This is a genomic window from Archangium primigenium (assembly GCF_016904885.1).
In the GTDB taxonomy this organism is placed as follows: domain Bacteria; phylum Myxococcota; class Myxococcia; order Myxococcales; family Myxococcaceae; genus Cystobacter; species Cystobacter primigenius.
In genome coordinates this window covers 9333538-9348156 of the sequence record NZ_JADWYI010000001.1, presented here as the reverse complement: position 1 = coordinate 9348156, position 14619 = coordinate 9333538, and the positions used below count along the sequence as shown (strand labels likewise).

The 14619-nt window shown below is 72.6% G+C and carries 12 protein-coding genes; 6 read left to right on the top strand and 6 right to left on the bottom strand.

The window, feature by feature from the left end; translation table 11 throughout:
- The first annotated feature begins 76 nt into the window (after nt 1–76).
- Both I3V78_RS38250 and I3V78_RS38245 read left to right on the top strand, forming a co-directional pair.
- Nucleotides 77–1276 (top strand): hypothetical protein, encoded by a 1200-nt coding sequence (locus I3V78_RS38250; RefSeq protein WP_204496064.1) that lies wholly within the window; start codon nt 77–79, stop codon nt 1274–1276.
- Nucleotides 1276–2034 carry a ferritin-like domain-containing protein gene (locus I3V78_RS38245; protein ID WP_204496062.1) on the top strand — a complete coding sequence of 253 codons (759 nt, stop codon included), beginning with the start codon at nt 1276–1278 and terminating at the stop codon, nt 2032–2034. The genes I3V78_RS38250 and I3V78_RS38245 overlap by 1 nt, the downstream gene beginning before the upstream one ends.
- A 3-nt stretch (nt 2035–2037) precedes the next feature.
- Here the strand turns inward: I3V78_RS38245 and I3V78_RS38240 are convergent, their stop codons facing one another.
- Entirely contained in the window at nt 2038–2616 is a 579-nt protein-coding gene (locus I3V78_RS38240) for a DUF924 family protein (RefSeq protein WP_204496060.1), read from the bottom strand.
- Nucleotides 2617–2723: 107 nt separating this feature from the next.
- On the opposite strand from I3V78_RS38240, the gene I3V78_RS38235 reads away from it, so the two are divergent.
- Nucleotides 2724–3260 carry a TspO/MBR family protein gene (locus I3V78_RS38235; RefSeq protein WP_204496058.1) on the top strand — a complete coding sequence of 179 codons (537 nt, stop codon included), beginning with the start codon at nt 2724–2726 and terminating at the stop codon, nt 3258–3260.
- Nucleotides 3261–3405: 145 nt separating this feature from the next.
- Nucleotides 3406–3546 (top strand): hypothetical protein, encoded by a 141-nt coding sequence (locus I3V78_RS38230; protein WP_204496055.1) that lies wholly within the window; start codon nt 3406–3408, stop codon nt 3544–3546.
- 79 nt (nt 3547–3625) lie between these two features.
- Here the strand turns inward: I3V78_RS38230 and I3V78_RS38225 are convergent, their stop codons facing one another.
- Nucleotides 3626–4672: a Gfo/Idh/MocA family protein gene (locus I3V78_RS38225; protein ID WP_338023840.1), complete on the bottom strand. Its 1047-nt coding sequence runs from the start codon at nt 4670–4672 to the stop codon at nt 3626–3628.
- 61 nt (nt 4673–4733) lie between these two features.
- Nucleotides 4734–5534: a M50 family metallopeptidase gene (locus tag I3V78_RS38220; protein WP_204496053.1), complete on the bottom strand. Its 801-nt coding sequence runs from the start codon at nt 5532–5534 to the stop codon at nt 4734–4736.
- Between the two features lie 59 nt (nt 5535–5593).
- Here I3V78_RS38220 and I3V78_RS38215 point away from each other — a divergent pair, with 59 nt between their 5' ends.
- A complete protein-coding gene (locus tag I3V78_RS38215) occupies nt 5594–7825 on the top strand; it encodes a class I SAM-dependent methyltransferase (RefSeq protein WP_204496051.1) in 2232 nt (743 codons plus the stop codon).
- On the opposite strand, the gene I3V78_RS38210 is transcribed toward I3V78_RS38215, so the two are convergent.
- The 3 genes from I3V78_RS38210 to I3V78_RS38200 form a co-directional block, all read right to left on the bottom strand.
- Nucleotides 7801–9237 (bottom strand): MXAN_6640 family putative metalloprotease, encoded by a 1437-nt coding sequence (locus tag I3V78_RS38210; RefSeq protein ID WP_204496049.1) that lies wholly within the window; start codon nt 9235–9237, stop codon nt 7801–7803. The two genes, I3V78_RS38215 and I3V78_RS38210, sit on opposite strands and share 25 nt — an antisense overlap.
- Nucleotides 9234–10013, bottom strand: coding sequence for an HmuY family protein (locus tag I3V78_RS38205; RefSeq protein ID WP_204496047.1), 780 nt, complete (start codon nt 10011–10013; stop codon nt 9234–9236). The genes I3V78_RS38210 and I3V78_RS38205 overlap by 4 nt, the downstream gene beginning before the upstream one ends.
- Nucleotides 10014–10093: 80 nt before the next feature.
- A complete protein-coding gene (locus I3V78_RS38200) occupies nt 10094–12388 on the bottom strand; it encodes an ATP-binding protein (protein WP_204496044.1) in 2295 nt (764 codons plus the stop codon).
- 336 nt (nt 12389–12724) lie between these two features.
- On the opposite strand from I3V78_RS38200, the gene I3V78_RS38195 reads away from it, so the two are divergent.
- Entirely contained in the window at nt 12725–14617 is a 1893-nt protein-coding gene (locus I3V78_RS38195; protein WP_204496042.1) for a thrombospondin type 3 repeat-containing protein, read from the top strand.
- Nucleotides 14618–14619: the final 2 nt, after the last annotated feature.

Here is a 14619-nt window from a genome sequence, read left to right as displayed (position 1 = left end):
ATTTGTGCGGCGACACGCGCTCGGTGCGGGGGGCCCTTTCGGCCCTCCGTGGTGCCGGTGCGCGAAGGAGCCGGACGTGGGCTTGGATCTCTTGAGGGAGAAGGGCGTTCCGCTGGATCGCCAGAAGTTCACCTGGAAGGACCTCACCCGCCGGACCTACGGCAAGCTGGACGACGACGCCTTCACCCGGGTGCGCGTCATCCTCATGAACGGCATCGAGGCCGAGGCCGTGCGCTTCAGCCACTCGTTCGCGCGGATGAACCGCGAGCTGCGCGAGTCCCTGGCCCTCGTGCGCCGCGTGGAGCACCACCAGCAGACGCTCATCAACTGGATGAACCCCGGCAACCAGTCCCCGCTGGAGACCACCGTGGGCTTCGAGCAGGTGGCCATCGAGGTGACGGCCAGCGTGGCCATCCACGAGCCGGACCCCTACCTCGCCCAGGCCTACCGCTTCGGCATGCTGGAGGACTTCGACCACCTCTACCGCTACGCGGCCCTGTACGACCGCCTGGAGGGCAAGGATCCGAACCTGCTCGTGCAGAGCTACTCGGACATCATCCCGGGTCGGCCCACCTCCATCGAGCACCGCCACCCGCTGGACGACGTGCGCCGCCCGTATGACCGGCGCACCGCGGCCCCGCTGAGCAAGATCCACGCGCTGCTCATCACCGCGTCCGAGCACCAGACGCACGACTACTACATGAACATCGGGCCCACGTTCACGGACCCCGTGGCGCGCATGCTCTACGCGGAGATCGCCTCCATCGAGGAGCAGCACGTCACCCAGTACGAGTCGCTGAGCGATCCGGACGAGTCGTGGCTGGAGAAGTGGCTGCTGCACGAGGCCATGGAGGTGTACTGCTACTACAGCTGCCTCGCGTACGAGACCAACCCGCGCATCAAGGACGTGTGGCAGCGCTTCGTGGACTACGAGCTGGGCCACCTGCACTACGTGCGCGGCCTCTACGAGGAGCACACGCGGCGCGACGCGAGCGAGCTCCTGCCCGCGGAGCTGCCCGAGCCCATCCGCTTCGAGAGCCACCGCGAGTTCGTGCGCGACACGCTCCGGCGCGAGCTGGAGCTGAGCGCCAACGTCACCGAGTTCGTGCCGCGCGCCCAGGAGTCCGATCGCACGCGGCGCTACCGCGAGGAGCTCAACGCCGAGGGCTCGCCGAGCGAGACGGTGGCCGCGGGCTACCGGTGGCGCCCGGGCACGGAGCTGACCGAGCAGGCCGCGCGCCTGGACGACACCCTGGACGGCGGGAGGATCCAGTAATGGAACGCAAGACGAGTGAGCTGGGGTTGAACCGCACGGGCATCAAGACGTCGCCGGTGCAGGGCAAGGAGATCGTCGAGGCCTCGGAGCAATCCCTTCCGAGCAGTCCGGGGGACGCCTCGGCCATGGGCCAGGTGCGCGCGGAGTTCGCCGCCGAGGTGCCGGGCCTGGGCTCGGTGCCGCCGCCGGTGGGGCTCAAGGGCATGGCCAAGACGGCGGTGGACCTGCTCAAGGGGGGCCGCGCCTCGGTGTTCATCGACAAGCTGGCCGAGCGCGCCGGGTTCGAGCGCACGGGCGTGCGCATCTACGAGGCCGTCCTGTCCAAGCTGGACGTGTTCGGCACCTGGGAAGGCGGTCCGACGCGCGAGGAGCTGGAGAGCATCCGCCGCGACGAGCTGGCGCACTTCGCGCTGCTCGTGCGGACCATCGAGCAGCTCGGCGGGGACTCCACGGCGCTCACGCCCTCGGCGGAGCTGGCGTCCAACCTGTCCATGGGCGTGCCCCGCACGCTGTCGGATCCGCACGTCAACCTGCTGCAGTGCGTGCAGGGCCTGCTGATGATCGAGCTCACGGACAACGCGAGCTGGGACCTGCTCATCTCGCTGGCGCGTGAGCTGGGCCACGCCACCCTGGCGGAGGAGTTCCACGCCGCGCTGGTGGCCGAGGCGGACCACTTGGTGACCGTGCGCGGCTGGTTCGAGACGGGCACGATGCTGGAGGCGCGGGTGGGCGAGGAGGCCGCGGGCGCCCCCGCCTGAGCCCTAGAACGAGGAGTTCGGCTCCTGGAGGAAGGCCACTTCCTCCGGAGTCGACTCCCGGCCGAGCGCCCCGTTGCGGTGGGGAAAGCGTCCGAAGCGCTCGATGATGTCCCGGTGCCGCCGGGCATACGCCGCCGTCTGGGTGTGGACCGCGTCGCTCCGGCCGGGCAGCTCGAAGAGGGACACCGAGAGCCGCTGATCGTTCAGGTCCTCGCTGTGCTCGAAGGGCAGGTAGAAGAACCACCGCCACACGGGGGGCAGCGGCACGTCGAGTCCCCGCGCCAGCGCGTGCCGGGCCACCGCGCGCGCCTGGGCATCCGTGGCATAGGCCCGCGCCGTGTCGCGGTAGAGGTTGCGCGGCACCTGGTCCAACAGGAGCACCAGGGCCAGGGCACTCCGGGGCTCGTCCTTCCAGGTGTCGAGCTGGCCCTTGGCCGCCTGCTCGTGTGCCTCGGTGAGGCGCTGGGCGCACGCGGCATCGAAGGCCTCGTCGCGCTGGAACCAATGGTCCCGGGGCTGGTGGGCCTCGGGGTCCGACGCGGGGCCGAACCAGAAGGAGAGGACGTCATCCGGACGGATCATGGGCGCTCCTGGAAGAGAGGGCGTTCTAGCACCCGGGCGGGCCGGTGGGGGTGGCCGGCGGGCGGGCGCGTCCGCACCTTTGTGCGGCACTGTCCATTGGAGGGACGATGACGGATCGCTACGCACTCAACAGCCCATCGCTGACCACGCTTCGCAACCCGTCCCTACGGACCGAGTCCCTCGCGGCGCTGGGCGCCTTCGGAGCGCTCTCGGCGGGGGCGGCCGCGTGGGGCGCCAGCGTCACCAGCGCCAGCCAACCCTGGTACCGCAAGCTGCGCAAGCCACCCTTCCAGCCGCCCTCGTGGGTGTTCGCCCCGGTGTGGACGGTGCTCTACGGCCTCATGTCCGTGTCGGCGTGGCGCGTGTGGAACCGGCCCGCGGGCCCCAAGCGCTCCTGGGCGCTGGCGCTCTGGGGCGTGCAGTTGGGCTTCAACGCCCTGTGGTCGCCGCTCTTCTTCGGCGCGCACCGGCCCCGCACGGCGCTGGTGGACATCGCGGCCTTGGGGGCGAGCCTGGCCGCGTACACGGGCCTGGCGCGCAAGGTGGACCGGGGCGCCGCGTGGATGATGGTGCCCTACCTCGCGTGGGTGGGCTTCGCCAGCGCGCTCAACGAGGAGATCGTCCGCCGCAATCCCCGGAGCTAGCCGCCCCGGGAGCGAGCATCCAGGGGGCATGGGCCCGCGGTTCATGTCGCCGGGCCCCGCCCCTCCCTACTGTTGAAGAGCAGTCGACATCGATGAGATGGGGGTCAGGGACATGTCTGGAGTTCGCAAATCGAAGGCAGACAAGATGCAGAACGCCGCGTCCAAGGCGACCGACCGCAACGTCAAGGGCCGCAACAAGGTGCCCAAGGTCTCGCGGACGGACAAGAAGAAGGGCAGCGCGTCCAAGCCGCAGGCCAACCCGGCCAACAGCGCCCACCACGGCTAGGTCTGGCGCCTGGGCGCGTCGGGTTGCTTGGGAGCTGAGGCCTCGATCGCCAGGAGCACGCGGTCGGGGCCTTTTCGCTTTAGCCGACGGGGGAGGCCGCGCCGAGCTGGCCGCGCGCCGCGTCGATGGTCTCCAGCAGGGCGATGCTGCGCTCGAGCGGATGCAGGGGAGACTCGGTGAGCCCCTCCGCGATGTGCCGCGCGACGGCGGCGGCCTGATGGGCGAGACCCTCGCTGCCCTGGAGCCCGGACGTGTCCGTCCAACGCACGCGGTGCGCGCCATCCGGGGACGTCAGCGTGAGGCCACTGGGAGAGAAGAAGCGGCCGTCGATCTGGAGCCGCGCGTGGGTGCCCGTGATGGCGGCCTCCTGGGGGGTCTCGGCGAACAGGGTCGTGTGCAGCAGCGCCTGGGCGTCCGAGGCGTGGGTGAGCACGAGGGCGACCTGCCCATCGACTCCGGTCTGGGCGAGTGAGCCGGTGGCGAGCACGCGCTGGGGCGGGCCGAGCACGAAGTGTGCGAGCCAGATGGGGTAGATGCCGATGTCGAGCAGGGCGCCGCCGCCGAGCGCGGGGTTGAAGATGCGGCCCTGGGGATCGAAGTCGAAGCGGGCGCCGAAGTCCGCGGTGACGAGCCGGATGTCTCCGAGGATGCCCTCGCGCAGGAGCCGGTCGACGAGCAGGGTCTGCGGCAGGAAGCGCGACCAGAGGGCCTCCATGGCGAAGACGCCCGCGGCGCGCGCGGCGTGGGCGATGTCCCGCGCTTCGTGGGCGTTGAGCGCGAGGGGCTTCTCCACGAGCACGTGCTTGCCGGCGGCGATGGCGAGCAGGGCCTGGCGCTTGTGCTCGCTGTGGGGCGAGGCCACGTAGACGATGTCGATGTCCGGATCGGCGACGAGCTGCTCGTAGGAGGCGTGGACGCGGGGGACGCCGTAGGAGGAGGCGAACTGTCGGGCGCGCTCGGGGTCACGCGAGGCGACGGCGTGGACGCGCTGATCGGTGTGCTGGTGGAGCGCCCAGACGAACCCCCCGGCGATGCGACCAGGGGCGAGCACGCCCCAGCGCAGCACGGGACCGCCGCGCAAGGGGATGACATCGGGCGGGGGCAGGGTGGCGGGAAAGGGGCTCACGGCCCCGAATCTAGCCGCTGGTTTCCGGCGGGCGCGGCCTTTGTCTTCAGCCGAGGCGCGTCTACCGCGGGGACAGGCGGCCCATGGGCATGCGCAGCCCCGGGCGCTCGCGCCGGCGCAGGATGGAGCGCAGGCCAATCCACATGGCGCCCAGCGACATCACCATCCACACCGCCGCCCAGAAGGGCGCGGGCAGATAGGTGAGGCGCGCCATGTTGCTCGCGTCCGAGACGCCCGTCTCCAGGCCGAAGCCGAGCAGGCCCTTGATGTCCTGCAAGGCCATGAGGCACGAGAGCGTGGCGATCCACACGATGAAGCCCCGCCGCATCCACACCGGCCCCTTCCACGCCACCAGCGCCATCACCGAGCCCATCAGCGCGATGAAGCCGAGCGTGAACAGGCCATCGCCCTGCGACGAGCCCGTGAAGCGCGCGTGGACGGCCCCGGGGTCCGGCGGCAGCAGCGGCACCCAGATGACCGCCACGGTCACCATCCACGCCACCAGGCCCCACATCAGCAGCCGGCCACTGCGCATCCGCCCCGCCGCCACCAGCAGGAGCGCCCCGGCCACGGACGAGCCCATGTACCCGCCCGAGGAAATGAGCAGCTGCTTCCACAGCGTGGCGTACCCCACGTAGTGGGTGAGGCCTCCCGTCGCCGGGCTGATGGTGACGCTCGTGACGCTCATGCCCAGCGCCCAGCCCGTGATGGCATGCCCGCTCTCGTGCATCAGCGTGACGAGCAGCCGGAACGGATAGAGCCAGGGCGACTGCCAGAGGAACACGCTCACCACCCCGGCGAGCACGAGGCACGCCACCAGGGCGCGGGTCGACATGGGGGGCGGCTCGGGCAGCGGTCGCATGTCAGAGGGAATCTACCACGGCTCCGTCTATTCCCGGACAGGGGGGTAGACTCGGGCCCATGGCCCGTTCCCCCTCTCAAGCCGACGTCTACGCCTCCCAGCACCGGGGCAGCGCGGACGACTACGCCAGCTACTTCGCCGGCATGGATGCCTCCATGCAGCAGAAGGTGGCCCTCACCACCGCCCACTTCCCCACGCGCGGCCGGGTGGCGGACATGGGCAGCGGCTCGGGGCGGGGGACGCATGACCTCGCCTGCCTCTACCAGGGCCTGGAACTGGTGGGCGTGGACATCAATCCCGTGTCCGTGGACATGGCGGGCCAGACGTGGCGGCGGCCCAACCTGCGCTTCGTCGCCGGGGACATCGCCGACCCCGTCTTCCCACCCGAGTCCCTGGATGGCGTGCTCGACTCGTCCGTGCTCCACCACGTCACCAGCTTCAACGACTTCTCGCTCGCGCGGCTGGAGACGTGTCTGGACAACCAGGTGCGCGCCTTGCGCACCGGCGGCGTCATCATCATCCGCGACTTCGTCATCCCCGACGGGCCCGAGCACGTGTGGCTCGACCTGCCCGAGACGGACGGGGCCGCCGAGGGCGAGGTGCCCGCGCTGTCCACCGCCGCGCTCTTCGAGCGCTTCGCGCGCGACTTCCGTTGCAGTGTCCACCGCACCGGGCCCGTGCCCCATACGCGCCACGCCTCGCCCCACCCGGGCCACGCGCGCTATCGGCTCACCCTGCGCGCCGCCAACGAGTTCATCCTGCGCAAGGACTACCGCGAGCACTGGGACGTGGAGCTGCTCGAGGAGTACACCTACTTCTCCCAGGGCCAGTTCGAGGAGGCCTTCCGCTCGCGCGGCCTGCGCATCCTCAGCTCCATGCCCATCCGCAACCCGTGGATCCTCGCGAACCGGTACGAGGGGCGCTTCCACCTGTCGGACCTGGAGGGCCGGCCGCTGCCGTTTCCGCCCACCAACTACCTCATCGTGGGCGAGAAGGTGCCGCCGGGCGCGGGCGTGGTCCTGCGCGAGGAGCACGGCGAGCCGCTCACCACGCCGCGCTTCCTGTCGCTGAGCACCTGGCGGCACGAGGCCTCCGGTCAGCTCTACGAGCTGGTGGAGCGGCCCGGGCGGACGCTGGACGTGCTGCCCTGGTTCCAGGAGGACGGGCAGGTGTTCGTGCTCGCCAAGAAGGGCTTCCCCCGGCCCATCGTCAACGCGTGCGCGGACCGGCCGCACCTGGGTGGCGCCACGCTGTCCGGCTACATCACCGAGCCCCTGGCCGCCATCACCCAGGTGGGCGAGGCCCCGGCACGCGCCATCGCGCGCATCCTGCACGAGCGCGCGGGGCTCGGCCCGGAGCGGCTGTTGGAGGTGGGCGAGCCCGTGCGCTACTTCACCTCGCCCGGCGGCGTGAACGAGCGCGTGTCGGCCTACCTCGTGCGCGTGGCGCCCGCCTCGGGCCCGGAGAAGAACGCCGCCCTGCCCGCGCCCGACTACGGCCCCTTCACCAGCGCCGGCTCGGTGCGCGAGCTGGATGCGCGCCAGGTGCTGCGCGCCTGCCACGTGGGCGGCATGGTGGATGCGCGCCTGGAGCTCAACATCCACCGGCTGCTGCGTCGGCTCGGCGCCTCACCGGGGCCGTGGATCGGCGCGCCGCTCGTGTTCCCGGTCCAGGCGGAGGCGCCCCCGCGCGCCCCGGACGCGCTGACGCCCGCGCGCCGGGCCCCCTTCTCCGTGCACGAGGAGGGCGCCACGGGCTACCTGGAGCCGCGCACCGGGACGTTCTCCGAGCGCGCCGCGGACGGACGGGTGCTGGCGAGCGTGCCGCGCGAGTACCTGGTGCCGCGCGAGGCGGGCCGGGACACGGCGGTGGCGCTGCCCGTGGTGCGCACCGCCGAGGGCTACTGGGTGGGCCTGGAGCACCGGGAGCTGCCCGCAGTGCAGCACTTCACCGGAAGCGCGGGGCTCGTGGTGGTGCCCGCCTGGCGGCTGCCGCGGGCCTTCACCCACCCGGGGGAGGTGCCCGCGCTCATCGCCGAGCGGCTGCGCGAGGAGTTCGGCCTCACCTCGCGCCGGGCCTGGGAGCTGGGCGGCTCGTACCACACCACGCCGGGGGTGACGCCCGAGCTCGTCTGGCCCTTCGCCGTGGAGGTGGAGGCCTCCACGGCCCACGACGCCCGGCTGCGCTGGCTGCCCCTGACCGCGCTCCTCGAGGGGCTGGACACCGTGGCCGACGCGCACCTGCTGGTGGTGGCCTGGCGCCTGGCTCACGCCCTGGGCGTGCTGGGCTGAGCCGCGCGCCGTCTTCTCCCCCCGCGGAAGAGGGCCCCGAGGCCGAGCAGCACCCCGGCCCCCGTCGCGCCGGGAGCGGCGTGGCAGCCCGTGTCGTCGGGCGCCGCTGGAGCCACGTCGCGGGCACAGGGGTCGTCCGTGGCCGTGCCGGTGATGCACAGCCGGCCGTAGCGGCCCGTGCCCTCGAGGCGGCCGTCCACCAGCGCCACCACCACGTGCGTGGCGTCCCGGGCGGACACCCGCGTCACCCCCAGGCCCTCCGCGCGGGAGACCCGGAGCACCGCGTCCGGTGTCACCGCCGCCACGAGCAGGTGGGGCGGCGGGCCGGCGGGCGCGTCCTCGCGGGGCGTATAGGACACCGAGACGGTCTCCTGTCCGCCCTCCACCTGGAAGTAGCGCGTGGAGGCGGCCGTCACCCGCACGTTGGGCTCGTCCAGGGGCAACTCGCGCGCTGGGGGCGCGAGGCCCGTGTAGCCCGCGCCCCGCGCGTAGGCACCCGGGCCCGCGCGCGCCCCCGTGGACAGGTTCCACTGGGCGAAGCCGGTGAACGCGGCGTCGAAGTCCGTGCGCCGGTCGCGCTGGAGCACGGTGTCGAGCAGCTCCGGCCATGACTCGCCGGGCGCGCGCGCGGCCTGCTCCCACAGCGCGCGCACCACGTCCGGGCCGTAGCGCTCGTCGAGGTACTGGAAGAAGAGCCCCGCCCCGTAGGCGAAGGCCTGTGCCGGCCCGTCGGGGTCCAGCACCAGGCTCCGGTCCGTCTGCGTGAGGTACGCGCGCGAGAAGCGCTCCAGGTCGTCCAGCGCGGGCTGGAAGCGCTCCGTGGCCCAGACGGCGCTGCCCTCGGCCGCCACGCCGCCCAGCCCGGGGTGGTAGGCGGCCTGCACCGCGTGGAAGAACTCGTGGCTGGCCACGATGTCCACCGCCTGGGCATACGAGGCATACGCCAGGCCCGCGAAGTCGTTCTCCTGGAGCATGTAGCCCGCGCAGCGCGTCTCGCCGTCGAGGCAGCCCTGCAGGCGGTAGGCCCCGTCCGCCCGGCCCGCGAAGTCCAGGAGGTACACGTCGAAGCGCCCGTCCTCCCCGTGCTCGCCGGGCAGGACATCGTCCTCCGGAGGCAGGCGGTAGCCGAGCCCCGCGTAGACGTCGGCCACCGCGTCGTACGCGCGCGCCACGGTGTGCACGGCCTCCAGGTCCTTCACCGCGTTGGGGCCCTGGAGGGTGTAGTGGACGCGGAAGCGCCCGCCGGGCGACACCACGGACTCCACCCGCTCCTCGGGCGCGAAGCGGGGCAGGGGCGCGGCGGGCTCCGTGGGCCGCCCGCCCTGGACGAGCCCCCAGGCCCGCGTGTCCGGGGGCGCGTGGTGGGGCGCGCCGCCCAGGCTCCCGAGCAGCAGCCAGGCCGCCCAGCTCAAGGCAGGAACGTCCACCGCACCCGGAACTGCGCCGCGCCGCTGGGCTGGGTCACCTTGCCCGTCTCGTTGCACGCGCGCTGGGGCTCCGGCTCGTAGTACTCCGTCACCTGCAGCTTCACGTGCCGGCCATCCGCCAGCCGCAGCACGTAGACGTGGCCCGTCATGGCCAGGCAGCTCTGGTAGTCCCAGAACGAGCCCAGGCGCGTGGCCGGAGAGCCCAGGCCCCACGCGTCTCCCGTGAACGCGCAGCTCTCGGAGTAGTAGTCCTCGGCCTTGAACGCCCAGGCCCCGTCCACCGCCTTCACCGACTCGAACGTCGTGCCCTCGGGCGTCTGGGCCACCGTGGTGCAGGACGGGCCGGACACGCCGCCGTTGGTGCGGATGACGAAGCGGCGCAGCGCGATGTCCCAGTCCCCCGAGCCGAGCGCCGCCTGATCGTCCAGGTTCAGCCGCTCCAGGCCTTGGGGCGTGAAGCGCGCGTAGGTATAGGACTGGGGTGCGTCAGTGCCCCCGGCCCGGCCGTCCACGTACGTGTGGAACTCGCCCGCCGTCGTGCCCACCTCGCGCACCTCGCCCGCGGACGCCACCGTGCGCAGGCTCAGCCGGTCGATGCCCTGCTCCGCGCACGCCACCGTCTGTCGCTTCTCGCACCGCGCCGCGGGCACCGGCTCCTCCTGCTTCGGCTCCTCCGCCGGCCCACACGCGCCCAGCGCCAGCACGCCCACCAGCCGCAGTCCGCCCCGCCACACCCGCCGCTTCTCGTTGCCCTGCTTCATGTGTCACCCTCCGGGCGGTGGGTTGTAGTTGAGAATGAATATCAGAATCAAGAGCGCCATCCCCGGCGGGGGGACGGGGCTCACGGCGGGGGGAGGGGGAGCCACACGGTGGCCACGGCGCCGCCGCCCTCGCGCGAGCGCAGGGTGATGCGGCCCGAGTGCAGGCGGATGATCTCCCGCGAGACGTACAGCCCCACGCCCAGGCCGGAGATGCCCGTCACCTCGCGCCGGTCGCCGCGCTTGAAGCGGCCGAAGAGCTGCTCCTCGTCCTCCACGCGCAGGCCCAGGCCCCGGTCGGCCACGCTCAGCTCGGCCTGGCCGTCGCGCGCGCGGGTGTGCACCTCGATGAGGCCGCCGGTGGGGCTGTACTTGATGGCGTTGGAGACCAGGTTGTGCACCACCTGCTCCAGGCGCAGCTCGTCGAAGTCGCCCACCAGGGGCTCCAGGGTGAGCTGGAGCGTGTGCAGGGGCGAGGCGGCCACGAGCGTCTCGGCGACATGGCGCACCACCTCGCTCAGGTCCAGGCGGCTCATGTGCAGGGGCAACTGCTCCAGGCCCAGTTGCGAGGCGTCCAGCATCTGGTTCACCAGGCGCGTCACCCGGTCCACCTGCCGGCTCACGTTGTCCAGGCGCTCGCCGTGCGCGCCGTCCAGCTTGCGCCGCAGCATCTGCACGTGGGCCTTGAGCGCGGTGAGCGGCGTCTTGAGCTCGTGGCTGGCGATGGACAAAAAGGCGTCCTTCTCCCGGCTGGTGCGCTCGATGGCCTCCAGCTGCCGCGCGAGCTGGCCCGTCATCTGGTCGAACGTCTCGGCGAGCTGGCGCAGCTCGCGCGGCGCGTTGAGGGCGGCCTCGGTGGCGCGCGCCGCCCGGTCCCCCGCCACCTGCCGCGCCGCCGCGTGGGACACGCCCTGCACCGGGGCGACGATGGTGCGCGAGAAGGCGAACGCCAGCGCCACCGCGCACGCCGTGGCCAGCGCCATGGTGCCCAGGAGGCTGAAGTAGGCGTGCTCCACCTCGCTCTGCAGCCGCGCGCCGGGCTGCTCCACCAGCACGCGCCAGCCCAGCGAGGGCACCTCCACCACGGCGAAGTGGTGCAGCGTGCCCACGCGCACCGCGGTCACCGCGTCGTGCTCGGCCGCGTAGGTGCCCGTGGCGCCGCTGGGCACGCGCTTCTGCTCGCGCGCGAGCGCCGCGTCGATGACGGCCTGCCCCGAGGACGTGTCCTCCTTGAGCGCCGAGTCGAACACCACGCCGCCGCGCGAGTCGAGCACGCGGATGCGCTGCAGGGTGTCCGTCACCTGCGCGCGCGCGTACTGGCGCAGCCGCGGCAGGTCCATGGAGGCGAGCACGTAGCCCGCGTAGCGCTCCGCGTTGCGGATGGGGGCGAGCGCCACCACCAGCGTCCCCGCGAGGCGCCCGCGCCCCTCCTGCACGTCGCTCACCAGGGGCCGGGAGGCGTGGCGCACCCGGACCACGTAGGGCCGGTCCGAGAAGTCCTGGCCCGCGAGCGGCTGGCCCGCCAGGTCGTTGCGCGGGGAGAAGGCGAGCGCGATGCCCTCGGGGCTGCCCACGTAGGCGCTGAGCACCTCGGGCGAGTAGGTGACGAGCGCGTCCAGCTCGCCCTCGAGGTAGCGCGCGCCGGGCAGTTGCCCCGTGGCGGACAGGCCCGCGGTGAGCGTGCGCGCCAGCTGGTTCACCCCGTGGGTCACGTGCCCGACGCTGCTCTCCACCTCGTTGGCCACCAGGCGCGCGGTGTGCAGGTTGCCGTCGTCCATCTGCCGCAACTGGGACTCGTAGCGCTCGCGCCCCTCGGCCCCGCCGAGCACCAGCATGGGCACCACCGCGCCCAGGGTGAGCGCCGTGCCGAACGCGCGGCCCACGGACACCTCCGCGAGCGGCGGCGGCAAGAGGGGCCGCAGCCGGCCGCGCACGCCGGGCACGAGCAACACCACCTGGAGGGTGAGCACCGCCAGGAGCCCGTTGACCGCCTGCTTGAGCGCCGACACCAGCACGCCCCGCACGGGGATGTCCTCCACGAACCAGTAGGTGAGGGCGAAGTACAGGGGGCTGAGGGACCAGTAGAGCAGGTCCGCCATCAGCGGCGTGAGGCGCCGGCGCAGCGCCCCCACGAACATGCCCTCCAGACTGATGTTCAACCACCCCCAGGGGTGCTGCCAGAGGGCGAGCGTGCGCAGGCCGGACACCGCGCCCGCCACGCCTCCGGCCCAGGGGCCCAGCAGCACGGCCGCCGCGAGCACCATGAGCGGGCCGAGCAGCAGGTGCACGCCCGGCAGCACCTCGAGGGCCGCCAGGTTCACCGCCCACCCGAGCAGCCCGAGCGCCGCGCCGCACCCGATTCGCCCCGCGAGTTTCATCCGCGCCCAGGGTGCTCACCCCCGGCCCCCGCTGGCAACGATTCTTTTGCCTCCGCTTCTCCGGGGCATTAGGAGGTTGCAGCTGAGCGAATGAGCAGCCAGGCCCCATTCCCCCACGTTCCTCACGAGGTGTCTGCTTCCGGCCCTCGTCCTTCCGAGGGGCGGGAGAGCGGGCACGCCTCACCGTCGGTGCGCGGATTCTTCCGCCGCGCCCGGGTGTTGACGGCCCGCTTCTTCCGGGAACCGGGGCCGATTTCCCTTCCCAACTCCTTGCCCGTCGCGTCATGGGGGGATTCCGTCGTTGGGAATCCGTGGGCACCCCTTTCTGGAGAACACATGAGCCACACCAAGGCGTCTCCCTGCCGGGAGACGATGCGCAGCGCACGTATCTCGCGAGGAGCGATGGCCTGGAAAGGCCTGCTCGTCGCCGCTTCGACGCTGCTCGCCTCCACCGTCTCCGCCCAGCCCGCGGGCCTGGCCTCGTTCGAGCTGGAGCGATTGGACCTCAATCCAAACGGCCGGGGGTCCCTGGTGCTCGGCACGGGCGAGCTCCTGCCCCAGGGGAGCGTGAAGCTGTCCTTGCTCGGCCACTACGAGCGCAACCCCCTCTCCCTGTACCGCGACGACACGCGACTGGGCGGGGTGGTGTCCAACCGGGCCATGGCGCACCTGTTGGTGGCGTGGGCGCCCATGCGGTGGTTGGAGGTGGGCGCGCAGCTGCCGCTGGTCGCGTGGCAGCGCGGCGATGACCTGTCGGCGTACGGCGTGGGCCGGCCAGCCAGCTTCGGCCTGAGCACGCCCTCGGCGCACGTGCGGCTCGGCCTGCTGGCCCAGCGGCGCGACGCCCCGGTGGACCTGGCGCTCGAGTTGGGCGTGGGCCTGCCGGTGGGCAGCGCGGACGCGCTGTCGCGCGACGGCATCGTGCGCATCACCCCCAAGCTGATGGTGGGCCGCGGCTTCGGCTGGCTGCGCGCGGCGGCCGAGGCGGCCGTGCTGGTGCGCCCCTCGGTGGTGCTCGGGGACCCCACCACGGTGCAGGACGAGCTGGGCAACGAGCTGCGCCTGGGCGCGGTGCTCGCCACCCAGGGCGAGGGCCTGCGCGGGGAGCTCAACGTGCGCGGCTTCCTGCCGATGTCCGCGCGCGAGTCCAAGGCGCTCGAGGTGCTCGCGGGCCTGCGCCTGCCGCTGAGCCGCTCGGTGGAGGGCTTCGTCCTGGGCGGCCCCGGCTTCGGCAACGCGCCGGGCACCCCCACCTTCCGCCTGTTGCTGGGCGTGGCCGTGGGCGGCGCGGACGAGCGTCCGGCGAGCGCCGAGCGCGACACGGATGGCGACGGCGTCCTGGACAGCCAGGACACGTGCCCCACCGAGCCCGGCCCGGCCTCGCGCCAGGGCTGCCCGGTGAAGGACACGGACAAGGACGGCATCGCGGACGACGCGGACAAGTGCCCCACCGAGCCCGGCCCCGCCGAGCGTCTGGGCTGCCCGGTGAAGGACACGGACAAGGACGGCATCCCCGACGAGGCGGACAAGTGCCCCACCGAGCCCGGCCCGGCCGCGCGCCAGGGCTGCCCGGTGAAGGACACGGACAAGGACGGCATCCCCGACGAGGCGGACAAGTGCCCCACCGAGCCCGGCCCCGCCGAGCGTCAGGGCTGCCCGGTGAAGGACACGGACAAGGACGGCATCCCCGACGAGGCGGACAAGTGCCCCACCGAGCCCGGCGTGGCGGAGCTGCGCGGCTGCCCGGTGAAGGACTCGGATGGCGATGGCGTGGCGGACCACGTGGACAACTGCCCCGCGGAGAAGGGCGACGCGGCCAACCAGGGCTGCCCGGCGCAGAAGAAGCAGCTGGTGGCCATCCAGCTGGGCAAGCTGGAGATCAAGGAGCAGGTGTTCTTCGCCACCGGCAAGGCCGTCATCCAGCCGCGCTCCTTCAAGATGCTCGACCAGGTGGCGCAGATCCTCAACCAGCACACCGAGGTGGACCAGATGGTCATCGAGGGACACACCGATGACCGCGGCAACGCCGAGGCCAACCGCAAGCTGTCGCTGGCGCGCGCCGAGGCGGTGAAGACCTACCTCGTCGGCAAGGGCGTGACCCCCTCTCGCCTCAAGGCCGAGGGCTTCGGGCCCGACCGCCCCATCGAATCGAACAAGACGGAACAGGGCCGCGCGGCCAACCGGCGCGTGGATTTCATCATCGTGACCCCCGAGCGAGAGCTGAAGTAGGC

Excerpts from the sequence above, each read along its gene's own strand:
- I3V78_RS38245 (WP_204496062.1), top strand. The coding sequence starts at position 1,276 with ATGGAACGCAAGACGAGTGAGCTGGGGTTGAACCGCACGGGCATCAAG.
- I3V78_RS38240 (WP_204496060.1), bottom strand. The coding sequence starts at position 2,616 with ATGATCCGTCCGGATGACGTCCTCTCCTTCTGGTTCGGCCCCGCGTCG.
- I3V78_RS38235 (WP_204496058.1), top strand. The coding sequence starts at position 2,724 with ATGACGGATCGCTACGCACTCAACAGCCCATCGCTGACCACGCTTCGC.
- I3V78_RS38230 (WP_204496055.1), top strand. The coding sequence starts at position 3,406 with ATGCAGAACGCCGCGTCCAAGGCGACCGACCGCAACGTCAAGGGCCGC.
- I3V78_RS38220 (WP_204496053.1), bottom strand. The coding sequence starts at position 5,534 with ATGCGACCGCTGCCCGAGCCGCCCCCCATGTCGACCCGCGCCCTGGTG.
- I3V78_RS38215 (WP_204496051.1), top strand. The coding sequence starts at position 5,594 with ATGGCCCGTTCCCCCTCTCAAGCCGACGTCTACGCCTCCCAGCACCGG.
- I3V78_RS38205 (WP_204496047.1), bottom strand. The coding sequence starts at position 10,013 with ATGAAGCAGGGCAACGAGAAGCGGCGGGTGTGGCGGGGCGGACTGCGG.
- I3V78_RS38200 (WP_204496044.1), bottom strand. The coding sequence starts at position 12,388 with ATGAAACTCGCGGGGCGAATCGGGTGCGGCGCGGCGCTCGGGCTGCTC.
- I3V78_RS38195 (WP_204496042.1), top strand. The coding sequence starts at position 12,725 with ATGAGCCACACCAAGGCGTCTCCCTGCCGGGAGACGATGCGCAGCGCA.